This is a genomic window from Acinetobacter sp. YH12098, assembly GCF_013419235.1.
Classification (GTDB): Bacteria; Pseudomonadota; Gammaproteobacteria; order Pseudomonadales; family Moraxellaceae; genus Acinetobacter; species Acinetobacter amyesii.
Genome location: NZ_VPAO01000001.1, coordinates 26612 through 42855 on the forward strand (window position 1 = coordinate 26612; position 16244 = coordinate 42855).

The 16244-nt window shown below is 40.1% G+C and carries 13 protein-coding genes; 7 read left to right on the forward strand and 6 right to left on the reverse strand.

Annotated elements, in window-relative coordinates; genetic code table 11:
- Positions 1–10 precede the first annotated feature (10 nt).
- Complete coding sequence (locus FTU38_RS00135) at positions 11–580, forward strand: PilZ domain-containing protein (RefSeq protein ID WP_078192054.1); 570 nt, start codon at positions 11–13, stop codon at positions 578–580.
- A gap of 7 nt (positions 581–587) precedes the next feature.
- Here FTU38_RS00135 and FTU38_RS00140 read toward each other — a convergent pair whose 3' ends face one another.
- Positions 588–1493, reverse strand: a complete 906-nt coding sequence (locus tag FTU38_RS00140) for a DMT family transporter (protein ID WP_168378072.1) — start codon at positions 1491–1493, stop codon at positions 588–590.
- Positions 1494–1498: 5 nt separating this feature from the next.
- Positions 1499–1987 (reverse strand): YaiI/YqxD family protein, encoded by a 489-nt coding sequence (locus FTU38_RS00145; protein WP_372491130.1) that lies wholly within the window; start codon positions 1985–1987, stop codon positions 1499–1501.
- Positions 1988–2253: 266 nt separating this feature from the next.
- Here FTU38_RS00145 and FTU38_RS00150 point away from each other — a divergent pair, with 266 nt between their 5' ends.
- On the forward strand, positions 2254–3186 hold the full coding sequence (locus FTU38_RS00150; protein ID WP_180009976.1) for a hypothetical protein: 933 nt from the start codon (positions 2254–2256) through the stop codon (positions 3184–3186).
- Positions 3187–3790: 604 nt separating this feature from the next.
- On the opposite strand, the gene serC is transcribed toward FTU38_RS00150, so the two are convergent.
- Positions 3791–4870 carry a 3-phosphoserine/phosphohydroxythreonine transaminase gene (serC, locus tag FTU38_RS00155; protein ID WP_078192058.1) on the reverse strand — a complete coding sequence of 360 codons (1080 nt, stop codon included), beginning with the start codon at positions 4868–4870 and terminating at the stop codon, positions 3791–3793.
- Between the two features lie 347 nt (positions 4871–5217).
- Here serC and FTU38_RS00160 point away from each other — a divergent pair, with 347 nt between their 5' ends.
- The 4 genes from FTU38_RS00160 to FTU38_RS00175 are packed head-to-tail and all read left to right on the forward strand — an operon-like array spanning position 5218 to position 10135.
- A complete protein-coding gene (locus FTU38_RS00160) occupies positions 5218–6705 on the forward strand; it encodes a TolC family protein (RefSeq protein ID WP_180003318.1) in 1488 nt (495 codons plus the stop codon).
- A gap of 21 nt (positions 6706–6726) precedes the next feature.
- Complete coding sequence (locus FTU38_RS00165; protein ID WP_111883932.1) at positions 6727–7890, forward strand: HlyD family secretion protein; 1164 nt, start codon at positions 6727–6729, stop codon at positions 7888–7890.
- Positions 7890–9020, forward strand: coding sequence for an ABC transporter permease (locus FTU38_RS00170; protein WP_180110351.1), 1131 nt, complete (start codon positions 7890–7892; stop codon positions 9018–9020). Before FTU38_RS00165 ends, FTU38_RS00170 begins: the two co-directional genes overlap by 1 nt.
- A 17-nt stretch (positions 9021–9037) precedes the next feature.
- The gene (locus tag FTU38_RS00175) at positions 9038–10135 is read left to right on the forward strand and encodes an ABC transporter permease (RefSeq protein ID WP_373683958.1); all 1098 of its coding nucleotides are present in this window, start codon (positions 9038–9040) and stop codon (positions 10133–10135) included.
- A gap of 119 nt (positions 10136–10254) precedes the next feature.
- Here the strand turns inward: FTU38_RS00175 and FTU38_RS00180 are convergent, their stop codons facing one another.
- Positions 10255–10803: a hypothetical protein gene (locus FTU38_RS00180; protein ID WP_180110353.1), complete on the reverse strand. Its 549-nt coding sequence runs from the start codon at positions 10801–10803 to the stop codon at positions 10255–10257.
- Between the two features lie 460 nt (positions 10804–11263).
- Here FTU38_RS00180 and gltP point away from each other — a divergent pair, with 460 nt between their 5' ends.
- Positions 11264–12559, forward strand: a complete 1296-nt coding sequence (gltP, locus tag FTU38_RS00185; protein WP_078190399.1) for a glutamate/aspartate:proton symporter GltP — start codon at positions 11264–11266, stop codon at positions 12557–12559.
- A 67-nt stretch (positions 12560–12626) separates the two neighbouring features.
- Here gltP and FTU38_RS00190 read toward each other — a convergent pair whose 3' ends face one another.
- Together FTU38_RS00190 and gyrA are read right to left on the reverse strand one after the other, a co-directional pair.
- Positions 12627–13070 (reverse strand): DUF3887 domain-containing protein, encoded by a 444-nt coding sequence (locus FTU38_RS00190; RefSeq protein ID WP_180110354.1) that lies wholly within the window; start codon positions 13068–13070, stop codon positions 12627–12629.
- Between the two features lie 73 nt (positions 13071–13143).
- Positions 13144–16128 (reverse strand): DNA gyrase subunit A, encoded by a 2985-nt coding sequence (gene gyrA / locus FTU38_RS00195; RefSeq protein ID WP_180034397.1) that lies wholly within the window; start codon positions 16126–16128, stop codon positions 13144–13146.
- Between the last annotated feature and the right edge of the window lie 116 nt (positions 16129–16244).

Sequence of the window (16244 nt, forward strand, 5' to 3'; positions counted from 1 at the left end):
AATATATATTATGGAAAACTTACAGCATCAAAGCGTTCAAACTGAACGCCGTGTAATGTCGCGTATCGATGCTGCTTTGCGCATCAACTATCAGATTATCTCTGATGATGTTGCACTGAATGATCCTTACGATCCTAATTTTGTATTGCCGCGCTATTTTCTACTACTTGCTGAATTAGATCAATTTGATCATGCACTCAACTACGAATTAGAACAATTAGCTGAGAAAGATCAACAAATTGCTCGAATCTTATCCTTATTTAACCAAAAGTTAAACCTTATTACGGGTTCTTTATACGACGCAATTGTACAAAGCATGTTACCAGTGCCTGAGCATGTGAATTTTTCAGAGACTGGTTTGAGCTTTTTTAGCGAACGCGCGATTAAAGAAGGTACTTATATCCATGTGACCTTAAGCCACCCTGAAAATTTCTTCCATATTGCGGCAACTGCGCAAGTGGTTTATAGCCGTGAAGAAGAAAGCAACTTATACCGTACGGGTGCCTATTTTATCACACTGCTCCCTCAAGACCGCGTCAAACTTGCAGAGTGTATCGCACTGACCCAAAACAAAGAGTGATTTTTAATCAATGTTTTAATTTGTGGGCGAGCTCTCTGTTCGCCCGAAAATCTTTATAAAAATAAACAAACAAGCCTGATAATAGAATCACAGCACCAAGTAAAACCATCAATGATAATTTTTCATCATTCAGTAAAGCACCAAAGAGCATAGCAAGCATGGGTGTGAGTACCGTTGTTAAAGACAAAGTTGTCGCCTTGATGTTTTGTACCAGTTTGAAATAACAAAACATTGCAATCAATGAAGCCATAATCACTGCATAAAATAAGCCAATGAGTGCTTTGGTCGAAGGCATCTGTGTCGGTGCATATTGCCAAATAAACGGTAGCATCGCGGCAGAAAATAGTGCAGAGATAAGAATCGAACCTGTGGCTTGAGACATGGGCTGCAAAGGTGCATTGACTTTTTTCACCCAAAAAATCGACATACAGTAGACGAACACGCTCATTAACATTAAGACGATACCAACAGGCTGTACGTGCTGATCACTGCCGCCTAAGCAAATAATGGCTAAACCACAGACGGCAATCAACATCCCAATCCATTGCAAGCGATGCAGATAGGTATGAAAGAAGAAACGACCGATCAGACCCGTCATAATTGGCGCTAAACCAAACATCAGGGCAATAATGCCTGAGCTGAGATAGGCCGTTGCCATATAGGTAAAAATCTGAGAACCAATAAAACTAAACGCCCCCGCCAAATAACTGTGCAGCGAGGTTTTATCCATCGGCAGTTTATGTTTAAAAATAAACAATAATGCGACAGCCAAGGGTAATGCGATAAAAAAGCGTAATGTCAGTGCCCAAAACGCATTGATATCACTGACACTCCAAACGATGGCAAGTGGCGTGGTCGACCAAATAAAGACCAACAACGCATAGGTGGTCGCTAGATTTGTTTTAGATGGCATGGTTTTTACTTCTGCGCCGTTTTTCGTTTTTGCTTTTGAATGGTTTGATCTAAGCTACTGGAAAATTCGCGCTTATCACGTTCAGAAATCGGTGCTGGACCACCAGTTTGCACACCTGCGCCCCGTAATGTATCCATAAAGTCGCGTAAATGTAGACGAGCTTTGACATTTGCTGTGGTATAAATCTCACCGCGTGGATGTATCGCTATACCGCCCCGCTCAATCACTTCAGCAGCAAGTGGAATATCCTGTGTCATCACGATGTCGTGCTCTTTCATGCGCTGAATAATTTCTTTATCCGCTGCATCTGCCCCGCTCATGACTTGAATTGAGTTAATCCGCACCGAAGGCGTTATCCCAACATTTTGATTGGCGACAAAAGTGACTTCTAACTGGTAACGATCAGAAGCCCGAATAATTACATCACGTAAAATGCGTGGTAACGCATCTGCATCCACCCATAATTTAAATGGCAGCACTGATTTTCCATTCACTTTTAAACATGACTCATAGTAACAAATCTACATGACAATTTGGGGATCTGCATCCGCTGAATGGATCTACATTTCTCTAATCATGAGAATCGAAAAGCTGCAAATTGACTCCAACTTGGGCTTATTTTCCAATGCTTTTACATTTAAATCCTACTGAAAACATTTTTTATGCATGATTTCATGATAAATATGACGTCGGTGACTTGAAAATTTCAAATAACCCTCGATTTATTAATTATGAAACCAACCCAATATCAATTGTGCATATGAAAAAACAAAATAGCCCTGAAATTATCACTATTGAAGATCAAACTTTTGGTAGTCATGTTGAACATTGGAATTTGCTTACAGGCAACCCGACAACGGATGTACCAGTTTGGCTGGGTCAGGCATTAGATGCACCCATTATGCCGATGGGCTTATGCGCACAAGAATCTGATATGGATCAAAGTACCTGGCTGATTCAAGGTCCATCACAAGCGTCGATTCAACTGTGCCAAGTGATTGCGGTAGAAAATAATAAACCTAAAGCCGTTAAAACTGCATTTCCAAGTTTTGATAGCCCATATAAAACCAAAGCCACCATTGAACGTATTATTACCTGTAAATCCAATACACAAGCAGTGCTTTGCCTCGACTTAGGCGCAAATACCAGTGTGTATGCTTTTGATAGTTTATATAGCGTCAATCACGACCAATATGAAAAAGATGCAAGCTACAGTGTGCAACTCAATGCTTGGGCTTATGAACTCGAAGCTGTCGCAGAACATGAACAGCTTGTCGTTGACGATCCTGCATCGATTAAACATCATCGTGCTTTAAACGATATCTTGGCAGCAAATAATGGTGTTGCCCCTGCAGACTTACACGAACAGATTAAAGCGTGGCAACCGAAGTCTGAAGATGACAAAGCACCAGTCACCGTCGATTTTTCTAAAATGGTTGCATACCTATATGGTGAAAACCTCGGTCAAGAAGATGAAGCATGGTTCCAAGGGCATATAGTTGGCAAAACTGCCATGCAATTTAAAGAGCAAGACTATACGCTGTATGATGTAACCTTAATCCACGAAGAAAACCAAGAAGCGGTGATTGTTCGTGTTGCAACACGAAATCCGGCGCATAAAGATTTCAATGTTGGGCAATATATTCGTGGCAACCTGTGGATACAAGCCAATATTTACGCAAAATCTGCCTAATTTGAATTCAAAAACCCTATTTCAAATAAAAAAACTGCCTCTGGGCAGTTTTTTTACTTCTCGCTAATCATGTGTATTCGCTGAATATTTAAATGATTGAATATTTTTTATCCACAAGCCAGTCGATTTATTCTATTTTTAAATTCAAATTAAAATAACTTATCCACAATATTAAATTCAAAATAATGCTGCTAAATAAATCCATCTGCAAAAGATAAAATATAAAAATCTAATATAAATAAATAAGATAGGAAATTTATGAAACTAAATTTAGCAATTCGGTTGCTTATTTTTAAATAAACTAAATAGTTTAGTAAGTTTATGGCAGATAGTACTTTATTTAATCAAATAATTATGTTAAAAATGCGTTTAAGAAATAGTAATTAACGATAAATAGATCGGAAAGAATATCTATGAAAGTCGTGCAAGAAGAAAACTTATCGCAAGTTGACCATCACATGGAATCTCGATATCAAATCGAGCCAATGTCCTGCTTATTTTTTATGTTAGGTATGCTGATTTGTGCATACGTGTTACATACTTTTATTTTTTAATCTATTCAATAAAAAAACCGGCATTTGCCGGTTTTTTTATGCCTTTAGGATTATGCGTTGCGTTTTGCAAAGTCATCCATAAAGTTAACCAGTGCTTGAACGCCTTCTAGCGGAACAGCATTATAAATACTTGCACGCATACCACCCACTGAACGGTGACCAGCTAAATTCAGCAAGTGGTTTTCTTCAGCTTCTTTCAAGAATTGTTTTTCCAATTCTGGATTCGCCAAAGTAAATGGTACGTTCATGATTGAACGGAATTCTTTTGCAATTGGATTTGCATAGAAATCGCTTGAATCAATATAACCATAAAGTAATTCAGCTTTTGCCATATTCGCTTTATAAATTGCGTCTACACCGCCCTGCTCAAGTAACCATTCAAAAACGAGGCCAGATAAGTACCATGCATAAGTTGAAGGTGTATTCACCATTGAACCATTTTTCGCTTGAGCTGAATATTTCAAGATACTTGGAATATCTGCTTTCGCTTGATCCAATAAATCATCACGAATAATCACCAAAGTTAAACCAGCAGGACCAATATTTTTCTGAGCACCTGCATAGATTAAACCGAACTTAGATACGTCTAATGGTGCAGATAAAATGCTCGATGAAAAATCGGCAACCAATGGTTTGTCCGTTTCAGGAATGTTGGCAAACTGAAGACCACCAATAGTTTCATTATCTGCATAATGCACATAAGCCGCATCATCAGATAAGTTCCAGGTGCTTTGATCAGTAATCGCAAGTTTACCGTCAATGGTGGTACCCGCTTCAACAACATTAATGTCGCCATAACGCTGTGCTTCTTTCAACGCTTTTTCAGACCAAATACCAGTGTGGATATAGTCTGCTTTGCTGTTTTTACCCAATAGGTTTAATGGGATCGCAGAGAATTGAAGTGATGCGCCACCTTGAAGGAATAACACTTTATAGTTGTCTGGAATATTCATCAGCTTACGAAGATCAGCTTCTGCTTTCTCTGCCACAGCGACATAGTCTTTACTACGGTGGCTCATTTCCATGATCGAAAGGCCTTTGCCTTGCCAGTCAAGCATTTCAGCTTGAGCTTTTTCTAAAACGGCAGTGGGTAATGCAGCAGGACCAGCACAGAAGTTGTACGCGCGCATGAGTTTTCCTTTCAAAGTGAAACACAATAAAATGATGGCATTTAACCATATCTGACGCGTGCTTGCAGTAGTTAAAGCTGAAAATATTCCAATGCTGTCTGACATTTGAAGTCAAATTTTCAATAAAGATCAAAATTAATTCTTATTAATTCAAATTATTAGATTTACTGATATTTTTTATCCCTTGAATTGATGCTAATTTAAGGTCTTGATGTGCGAAAATGACGTGCGCTACAAAGATAAAATTTATTTACATATGTATATGAAACAATACAACAACTTAGTGAATTTACCCAACTTCATCACAATGACTATAATGAACCCATCCTAGCTGTGAGTGTGTTTTTATGCCTCTACCTCGAACAGATTATTCTATAAAAATTAAACATACATTTCGTTCAGGTTTACTGCTTGGCCTTGGTTGTTTCAGTGGCTTTTTTAGCCCTACGGTACTTGCGCAAAGTATCAGTTATAGCCAAGCAGAACAAAGTCTACTCACTAGTTCTTTTAGCACTCAGGCCAACCAAGCGCTACAACAATCTGCCGAACTTCAAGCTCAGGCCATTAAAGGCCTTGGTTTACCTCGTGTGGATTTAAACGTCCGTGCCTATGCCTTTCATAATGAACTCGATATTCCTCTCGGCGCCTTAAAAAACAACTTAGAACAAACGCTGAGTAATGGCATTAATAATAAAATTGATGAAAGCTTACCGAGTGATTTGGCAGACCCATTAAAAGACAGTCTGCAACAGCCAATCCGTGATGGTGTCGGATTAATTCCAGATTCTTCCCAAGTGGTCTTAGATGATCAAGTGATCCGCCCTACCGTTTCCGTAATGATGCCGCTGTATACCGGTGGGTTAACGTCTAGCGCCAAGGAAATTGCCAATATTCAAGCCAAACGCAGCGCGATAAGCAGTGAACAACAACAAGATGTGCAACGTTTTGAATTAATCCAAGCCTACTTCAATGCTCAATTACAAAAAAAATTAGTCGAAAGCAGCCGCTTCAATTTAAATGCGATGCAACAACACTATGCCAATGCGCTCAAAATGGAACAACAGGGTTTTATTAGCAAAGGCCAGCGTATGCAATTTGAAGTGGCGAAGAATAATGCACTCAGAACTTTTCAAAATACTGAAGCGAATCTCCGCTCTAGCTTATTTAAGTTAAACAACTTAATGCAAAGCAGCCAAATTACTGATCTTACAACGCCATTATTTATCAATCAGCAACACAATCAAAATATAACCGCCTTACTAAAAAGTTATCAGGATCAGTCTAGTTTGGTGCGTAAAATGCAATTGGACAGTCAATTGGCTGGTGCTAATGTGAAAGCCCAAAGCGCAGCAAAAAAACCCAACGTCTTTGCCTTTGGTGAATATAGTCTCGACGATAAACAAAATTGGATCGTTGGTGTTGCCGCTCGCTACAACTTATTTTCAGGTATTGATAAAAACAAATCCGTACAAGCTGCTGAACTTCAACGCTATGCATCTGAGTTAATGACTGAGCGTACCAAACAAGAAATTGAAAGTCTGATTTATAGCTCGTTTAATGAAGTCACCAGCGCTCAGCAAAGTCACCTGTTGTTACAGCAAAATCTAAAAGCCGCACAAGAAAATTTAAGAATCCAACAACTTTCATTTAAGGAAGATATGGGAACAGCCACACAAGTCATTGATGCACAAAATGCATTGAACGGGCTACAAAGTGAAATGGCGCTTAATGCTTATAAATACGTGATGTCACTCGCAACACTGCTACAAAGTCACGGGAGCATTGACCAGTTCCAAAGCTATATCAATCAATCACACACCGACTATATTCGCTAAGTTTAGCCGAGGGGAAACAATATGAATCAGGAACCAACTGATCACCAAGAAGATGCCTCTGCGAATGCTGAAACATCCCAATCCAATGTCTCGAGTTCAAACGTTTCGTCTACAGCAAATACTGCTGAGGATACTCCAAAGAAAGTGAATACCAATACTGATGCAGAGACGAAAAAAAGCTCAGTGCAAAGTCGCAATAAATCTGCTTTGATCAAGCTCGTGATTGGCATTGTCTTAGTTCTGCTTTTGGCATTGATTGCATTTGGCTTATGGAAAAGTTATCAGCCCAAGCAGGTTGAATTACAAGGTCGAGTTGAGGCTGAAACCATCCACATTAGTACCAAAGTACCTAGTCGTATTGAAGAAATATATGTGCATGACGGTGAAAAAGTACAAGCAGGTCAAGCACTGGTTCGTTTAACCAGCCCCGAAGTCGATGCAAAGAAACAACAGGCTTTAGCTGCACTTCAATCTGCGCAAGCACTGCAATCCACAGCTGAACGTGGCTCTCAACAAGAAAATATTGATAGTTTATATGCCAATTGGCAAAGTCTAAAAGCACAACAACAATTGGCGCAAACCACCTACCAACGTGGTCAAAACCTCTATAAAGAAGGTGTCATTTCACGACAACGCCGTGATGAAATGCAAGCTGCCGCAGTGTCTGCTGCACAAATGACAGAAGCGTCTTATCAACAATATGCGCGTGCAAAACGTGGCAGTACACCGCAACAACAAAGCTCGGCAGATGCCCAAGTCAAGATTGCGCAAGCCGCGTTGGCCGAAGCAAATGCACTTGAGGCTGAAACCAAATTGTTTGCACCGTCCAATGGCACCATTTCAAAAACCTATGGCAAAGTTTCAGAATTAGTTGCGATGGGTGTGCCCGTTGTAAGCCTGATTCAAGATGATAGCTTATGGATTAGCTTAAATGTCCGTGAAGACCAGTATGCTCAAGTGTATCAACTCAAGACCATGCAAGGATTTATACCGGCGCTAAACAAATCTGCCGAGTTTAAAATTGATCACATCGAAGCCGAAGGTGAATTTGCAACAATCAAAACCACGCGACAAACGGGCGGCTATGACATTCGTAGTTTTAAAGTCCAACTGAAACCCGCTCAGCCGATTGCTGACTTAAAAGTGGGTATGAGCGTTTTGTTTAAAATTGAAGAGCGTAAATAATGTTTAGGGGCATTCTGCGTGAGTTTCGCTATTTGATGCAGCATAAATGGGACTTGTGTATGGTCACACTTGCCCCTGCCCTTGTGATTTTGCTCTTTACCAATATGTTTGCTCAAGGTAAACCAGATCATTTACCCATCGCGATCATAGACCAAGATCAAAGCAGTTTAAGCCGTAACATTACTCATTTTGCGCAGCTGAACCATACCTTAAAAGTAGCCACCATTACACCCAGTATGGATGATGCTGAAAAGCTTTTAAATCAGACTCAAATTTGGGGCTATATTCATATTCCTGCTGGTGCAGAGCAACGACTGGTTCAAGCAAAAGATGCAGAAGTCAGCATTGCCTATAACCAAAGCTATTTTAGTGTCGGCAATAGTATTTCATCAGCCATGCTGCTAAGTACATTGCAAGCCATGGCCGATTTTAGTGGTCATCAGTATTTAGAAAATACAATTCCCTACCTCGATGCACCGACACCCAATGTCAAAATTTCACCTTTATATAATCCAGGTTTAAATTATGAGTTCTATTTAGAGCCGTACATGATTCCTGCGATTCTGCATTTATTACTGTGTTGCTGTGTCGCATTTTCAGTCGGTCAAGAAATCAAATATGGCACTGTAAATCAATGGGTGAAACCGACTTCTGTCTTTCAAGCTTTAATCGCTAAAAATCTCAGTTATGTTTTCATTTTTACCGCTTGGACATGGGCATGGATGTTCTGGCTAATCGTGTTTCGAGGGTGGTTTGTTCAGGGTTCATTACTGCTAATTTTGCTCGGGCAATTGTTTTTTTATACAGCCTATGCCTTTATCAGTTCTACTGTAGTTTTGGCGACACGTGATCTCACCAAATCTTTTGGTTTTATTGCGGTATATGGTGGCTCATCACTGAGTTTTGCAGGGGTGACATTGCCGCTGAATAACGCGCCGATGTTTACAAAATTCTGGGCCAATATTATTCCCTATACGCCTTATGCCAAATTACAAACAGAACAATGGGTCATTGGTAGCCCAATCTCCATTTCAATCACACCGCTTGTCACCCTGATCATTTACTGTCTGTTCTATTTGGTTCTTGCCAGCTTCTTTTTACGTAAAGTACTGAAGGAACAAATCATATGAATAAAATCGCGTTATTTATAACAGCTTTGCTCAGACACTATATTCAAACATTTAAAGATATTGTGAAGCACAGTTCGATTTTTACCACCTTAGTGCTTTCTGTTTTTCTTTACAGTTTTTTTTATCCCATTGCCTATCAAGCGGAACACGCAGAATCGCTCCCTATCATTGTGGTGGATGAGGAACAAAGCATACTCACCAATACGATTATTGGTGCTGTAGCCAATAGTCCCAATGTAGAAATTCAAGCTGTGACTGGTAATTTTGCTGAGGCTGAAAATATGCTCAGAAGTCAGCAAGCTGACGGGATTTTACTGTTGCCGAGTAATCTTTCAAATAGCATTCGCCGTGGTGAAACCGGTGGAATTGGTTTATATCTCAGTGCTGCAAACTTTCTAAAGACTCAAAAAATTGGCTTAGGTTTAGCCAGTTCTATGGAAAATGCCCTCGTCGAATATGCAGAAAAATTCCAGAACATATCTGATTTTAGCCCCGCTTTGTCGATTCATAAGATTCCATTATTTAATCCACTTTCAGGCTATGGCAGCTATATTTTCCCAGCGGTTGCTCCCTTAATTATTCATCAGACGATTTTATTGGGTCTGTGCATGCTGATTGCGACCTATCGACAAAACACCACATGGCGTCCAAGCTATTCACAATTAGCTGGCATTTTCTTGTGTATTTTGACTATCGGGACTTTAGGGTGCTTCTATTTATTTGGTTTTACCTTTTGGCTGAACGACTATCCACGGGGTGGAAATTTTTGGGGCATGTTCATTGCTGTGCCCATCTTCCTCAGTTGTATTATTGCGATGACACTCTTTCTAGCCACCTTTCTTGACCTGCCAGAACGTGCAGGACATCTCATCGTTTTTAGTTCTATTCCGCTATTTCTACTTTCGGGAACGGCATGGCCACATGCAGCTATGCCTAAATGGATGCAAATACTCGCTCAAGCATTACCTTCGACCCAAGGCATTCAAATGTTCCTTCAACTCAATCAGATGGGTGTGCCTACAGTAATCGTCATCCCAAAACTGCTTTATCTCACAAGTATTGGACTGATTTTTTTATGTCTTGCTGTCTGGCGTTTAAAGTTTGCCAAAAGATAAAACTGTTTGTGCTGTAAGACATGTCTGGTCTCAAGCGAAATGCGTTCAAACCTATTCATCATAGACTCGACCGCTTTGTATCTAATCATGTCTCAAATTTAAATTCTTGCTGTCATCTATTAGCTGTATGCATTTGGCGTGACAGTCGATGCTTCATCCACTTGAATATTAAAATCATCTGCATCTGAGGTGATCTCAGTAACCAAATCATCTGATTCTTTTTCTGCAGCGTTTTCGAGCCAGAATCCTTTCACTTTATCGTTCCCATCATGACCTGCAAAGACCACACTCATATACAGTTCTTTTTGCGGATAATCATATTTATACACAATTGTTGTGGTCTTACCTTCTCCCAGCCGAGTATTTGCCATTCGCTGAATTACTTCCGCCTCAGCACTAGGTTGACCTGCAGGAATCAGCTTTTTCATACGTGAAAACAGCTCTGGATCTGCTAGCATCGCATCACGAACATTTTCTTCAACCAATACCAAAAAGCTGTCTTGATGGGGTTGGTGTAGTGCTGCGAATAATTTTTCTGACTTGATACGCTGTGAGCTTGTCTCACTTGGTAGGCTTGATTCGAATTTTGCAATCAAGAAATCGCCGATTTTTTCACAAGCCGTTATAGGTAAGATTAAAGCAATGATGACGACTAATTTTTTCAACACCGTACAAGCCCTCTGGTTATTATTAAAATATATAAAGTTAAAATTTATTTCGGATAATCTGTGTGATTTATAGAATTTTCACTGATTTATCTGCTTCACAAGTATAAAGCAAACTTCTATATAAAAATGAAAAATACAGGCTCACATTTAGTTTTTTCGATCTTTCTAGGTAAATCAGAGATTTTGTGAAGTGTTTATTAATAACTCAATTTTATTCGTTTTATAAATTAAATTTAACAATAAAATCGTTTATACGACTAAAAATGATAATTTATCGATCAAACAGTTTGGTTTTGATCAAAATCGTTGGCTGTATTCTCATATAAACTGCAAAATATTATCGTATTTATCTCCCAAATTATTCAGAACTTTTTGTCATGGCGGATTCAGTCTATCTGCAACATTTGTTCGTGGATGACTGTGGGCTTTTTTCTCCCAAATCTGACATAAGAGCTGATGTATGAAAAAGATTAAGGTGAGCCTTGCCTGGCAAATCGTGATTGCTCTCATTCTAGGTATACTTGTTGGTGCTTTCCTACACTATTCTCCTGAATATCGTGATGCTTTAGTTAATAACTTTTTGACGCCTTTGGGCTCAATTTTTATTAACCTCATTAAGATGATCGTTATTCCGCTTGTTGTGTCGATGCTTATTTTAGGTATTGCCAATACAAGTCACGGTAGTAACTTAGGTAAACTTGGTTTCAAAACAATTATTTATTTTGAAATCATTACCACCGTTGCTATTTTAGTCGGTTTAGTTGCAGCCAACGTATTCCAACCTGGTGCCGGCATTGATATGTCTGCATTGACGCAAGTCGATATTTCAAAGTATCAAGAAACAACACATGAAGTCAGTGAACATTCTCATGGTTTGATTCAAACAATACTTTCACTTATTCCATCTAACTTTTTTGCAGCTTTGACGAGTGGTCAAATGCTCCCAATCATCTTTTTCTCTGTGATGTTTGGTGTAGGTTTAGGTGCGCTTGATCAGGAAGTAAAACAACCTTTAATTAAAGTGTTGACCGCTGTTTCTGAAACGATGTTTAAAGTTACGCACATGATCATGATGTTTGCACCTATTGGTGTATTCGGCCTGATTGCAGCGACTGTTGCGAATTTCGGCTTCAGCTCTCTTGTGCCACTGCTTAAGCTCGCAGTTTTAGTTTATGGTGCAATATTCTTCTTTATTTTTATAGTATTAGGTGCCGTTGCCAAGTTCTGTGGCTTCAGTGTTTGGGCCATTATCAAGATCTTAAAAGATGAATTGATTCTCGCGTATTCAACTGCAAGTTCTGAAACTGTCCTCCCCCGTATTATGGAAAAAATGGAAGCTTACGGTGCTCCGAAACCGATTACCAGTTTCGTGATTCCAATTGGCTATTCATTTAACCTCGATGGTTCGACCCTATATCAAAGTATTGCAGCTATCTTTATTGCTCAGCTTTACGGGATTGATCTGACAATCACCCAACAAGTGATTCTAGTACTGACCTTGATGATTACCTCTAAAGGGATTGCAGGTGTACCTGGCGTTTCTTTCGTGGTCTTGCTGGCGACTCTCGGCAGTGTCGGTATTCCTCTCGAAGGTCTGGCATTCATTGCAGGTATTGACCGTATTTTAGATATGGCACGTACTGTACTGAATGTGATTGGTAACGCGCTTGCGGTACTGGTGATCAGTAAATGGGAAGGCCAATTTGATACTGAAAAACAAAAAAATTATGCCGCTAATCTAAAAGATGCCGCTTAATTTTATGCCATAAAAAAGGACGCTTCGGCGTCCTTTTTTACAGCTTTGTTTTATTTTTTACCAAACTTTATTTATTTTTTTCACCAAACACTGAAATATTAAAATCTCGAATTTTGTTAGTTCCTGCCGGCTTATCAAAACTTACATCATACTGTACAAGGTTTTTATTGGTATAACCGTACTCATAAGTGACCGTATATAAAGACGGTTTTTCAGTCGATTTTTCAATGTGCTTAGCCACTATATTTTTGCGTGAGTAATCTTGTTTCGGAATACCTCGTGCAAATTTACGCAGCTCTTTTTCATTCTGTTCAAACTTGGCTTTGAGTTCTGGTTCAAAGTAGGTGTACAGCTTTTCAAAATTGCCTTCACGCAACTGATCATAGGCAGCTTGGGCAACTTCAGTCTGTTCAGCACTTGGGTCTGGGATTGCATTTAAGGCTTTTTGACCAATTTGGTCACAGCCGCCAAGCCCAATAAGTGAAGCCATTGCAAAATATTTTAATTTCATATTGTACTCATCAATCTAAAATTATCTGTCTATAAAAAAGGACGCCGTAGCGCCCTCTTTTCTCAAACTTCAATTAGTCTTCTTCAGGCTCATTGAGATCTGATTCATTGTCATTTTGATCAATAATCGTTGAGTCATCGACAAGCTGCTCAGTTTCGATTGCTTCCACTTCTTCAAAAGTTTCGTCTTCTTCAACTGCTTCGATCGCAACAACACCGACCAAGATTTCGCTTTCACCTAAACGGATCAGACGAACACCTTGAGCATTACGACCTGTTTGTGCCACTTCAGACGCACGTGTACGAACCAACGTACCACCATCTGAAATTAACATTAGCTCTTTAGACGCATCAATCGCTACCGCACCAACAAGTTCGCCGTTACGTTCAGATGTTTTGATTGCAATAACACCTTTACCGCCACGTTTCTTGGTTGGGAAATCATCTACTGGTGTACGTTTACCATAACCATTAGCTGAAGCACAAAGTACTTCACCGGTTTCCGGAACAACCACCAATGACACTATACGGCTAATGAGAGCTGAATCAGAGGTATCGTCATCATCCGACTCGACATCCGCATCCTCAGCGTCTTCAGCTTGAGCTGCCGCACCAATGGTCACGCGCATACCACGGACACCTTTGGCAGAACGGCCCATTGAACGCACGTCAGTTTCTGCAAAACGAATGGCTTTACCTTCGTTTGAGAACAACATGATTTGTTGTTCGCCATCAGTAATAGCAACACCAATTAAGGTGTCATCACCATTGAGTTCAATCGCACGTAGACCGTTAGAACGAACATTCGAGAATTGTTCTAACTCAACACGTTTAATCGTACCGTATTCTGTTGCCATAAATACGTAGAAGTTTTTACGAACGGCTTCTGCTTGCTGTGCAAAGTCATTGATGATTTCATCATCAAGATCAGTGGTAGATAACTCTAGACCCAATTGTTTCAACTGAATACGAAGTGCGTCAGATAAATCATCTGCACCGTCTTCAGTCTCAGCAAGTGCAGCTTCTAAGCCTGCAAAATGACTGTTAATCACTTCATTGGTTTGTAGCTGTGCACTATTGGCTTTTACAAATGCTTTAAAGTCAGCCAAACGTTCTTTAAATTTCTTCGGCGCATCGACCACTGGTAAAATAGCGGTGATGGTCTCGTTTTCATCTAATGGCAATAAGTTCACCATCGGACGACCTTTCGCACCACGAGATGCTTGAGGTACTTCATACACTTTCAAACGATAAACTTTACCCACATTGGTAAAGCAAAGCACTGTTGCGTGGTTTGAAGTCACGATCAAATGCTGGATGTAATCGTCTTCTTTCATTGAAGTTGCAGACTTACCACGTCCACCACGACGCTGTGCAGCGTAGTCTGACAATGGTTGAGTTTTTGCATAGCCTGATTTAGAAACAGTTAGTACCATTTGCTCTTCAGGGATTAAATCTTCACGAGAGAAGTCGATACGTGATTCCACGATATCGGTACGACGTGCATCGCCATATTGTTGAAGGATTAAAGCTAATTCTTCTTTAATTACATTCATCAATAAGTTGAAATCGTTCAAAATTGCAGTGTATTCAGCAATTTGACCAAGAATTTCTGTATATTCAGCTTGTAACTTGTCTTGTTCTAGACCAGTTAAACGATGTAAACGAAGTTCTAAGATCGCACCTACTTGAGTTGGAGACAGACGATAAATATCACCTGTTAAACCAAATGGACGTGCTGGATCTTCGCCTTCAATTTCATCTGGACGGACAGATACCGCGCCTGCTTTTTCAAGCAATGCAACGACACCACCGCCTGCCCACTCGCCCGCTTGTAAACGTTCGCGTGCTTCGCTTGGGTTTGCAGATGTTTTGATGGTTTCAATGATCGCATCGATGTTTGCAAGTGCAACCGTCAAACCTTCTAAGATATGTCCACGTTCACGTGCTTTACGCAATTCGAACATGGTACGGCGTGTAACCACTTCCTGACGGTGACGGATAAACGCTGCAATAATATCTTTCAAGTTCATTAACTTAGGCTGACCATTATCGAGGCAGACCATGTTAATACTGAATGAATTTTCTAATTGGGTATTTTGGAATAGGTTATTTACAATCACTTCAGCGTTTTCACCACGCTTCAAGTCAATTGCAATACGCATCCCTTCTTTATCTGATTCATCACGAAGTTCAGAAATACCTTCAAGTTTTTTCTCTTTGACCAACTCAGCAATACGTTCAATGGTTTTTGCTTTGTTAACTTGATAAGGAATTTCAGTGAAGACAATCGTGCTACGGCCCGATTTTTGGTCTTCTTCAATGTGATATTTACCACGGATATGCAAACGGCCTTTACCAGTACGGTACGCATCGACAATGCCAGATTTACCATAAATGATGCCGCCTGTAGGGAAGTCTGGACCAGAAATGTGTTCCATTAACCCTTCAATGCTAATGTGCGGATCGTTAGCATAAGCAAGACATGCATTAATGACTTCTGTCATGTTATGCGGAGCCATGTTGGTTGCCATACCTACAGCAATACCAGCTACACCGTTAATCAACAAGTTAGGCACACGTGTTGGCATTACTTGTGGAATACGTTCAGAACCGTCGTAGTTGTCTTCCCACTCTACGGTATCTTTCTCAAGATCCGCTAAAAGTTCGTGAGTCAATTTACGCATACGAACTTCGGTATAACGCATTGCTGCTGCACTGTCACCATCGACAGAACCGAAGTTACCCTGACCATCAACCAATTGATAGCGTAAGCTGAAATCTTGAGCCATACGAACAATGGTTTCGTATACAGCTAAGTCACCATGTGGGTGATATTTACCGATGACGTCACCGACTACACGGGCAGACTTTTTGTAAGCTTTGTTGTAGTCATTGCCCAATTCGTGCATTGCAAAAAGCACACGACGGTGAACAGGTTTGAGACCATCTCGGACATCTGGCAACGCACGTGACACAATCACGCTCATTGCATAATCGAGATATGAGCTCTTCAGTTCATCCTCAATGGCAATCGGTCTAATTTCCGATACGCTCATGCATACTCCTTGTTATACAAGCAGAATTCTGCCCGCATTTATATATCGTAAATCTGTAAAAATTAGTTCAAAAAACACTGAACCAATATCAAAAATCAAGTCGGACAGTATAGCAT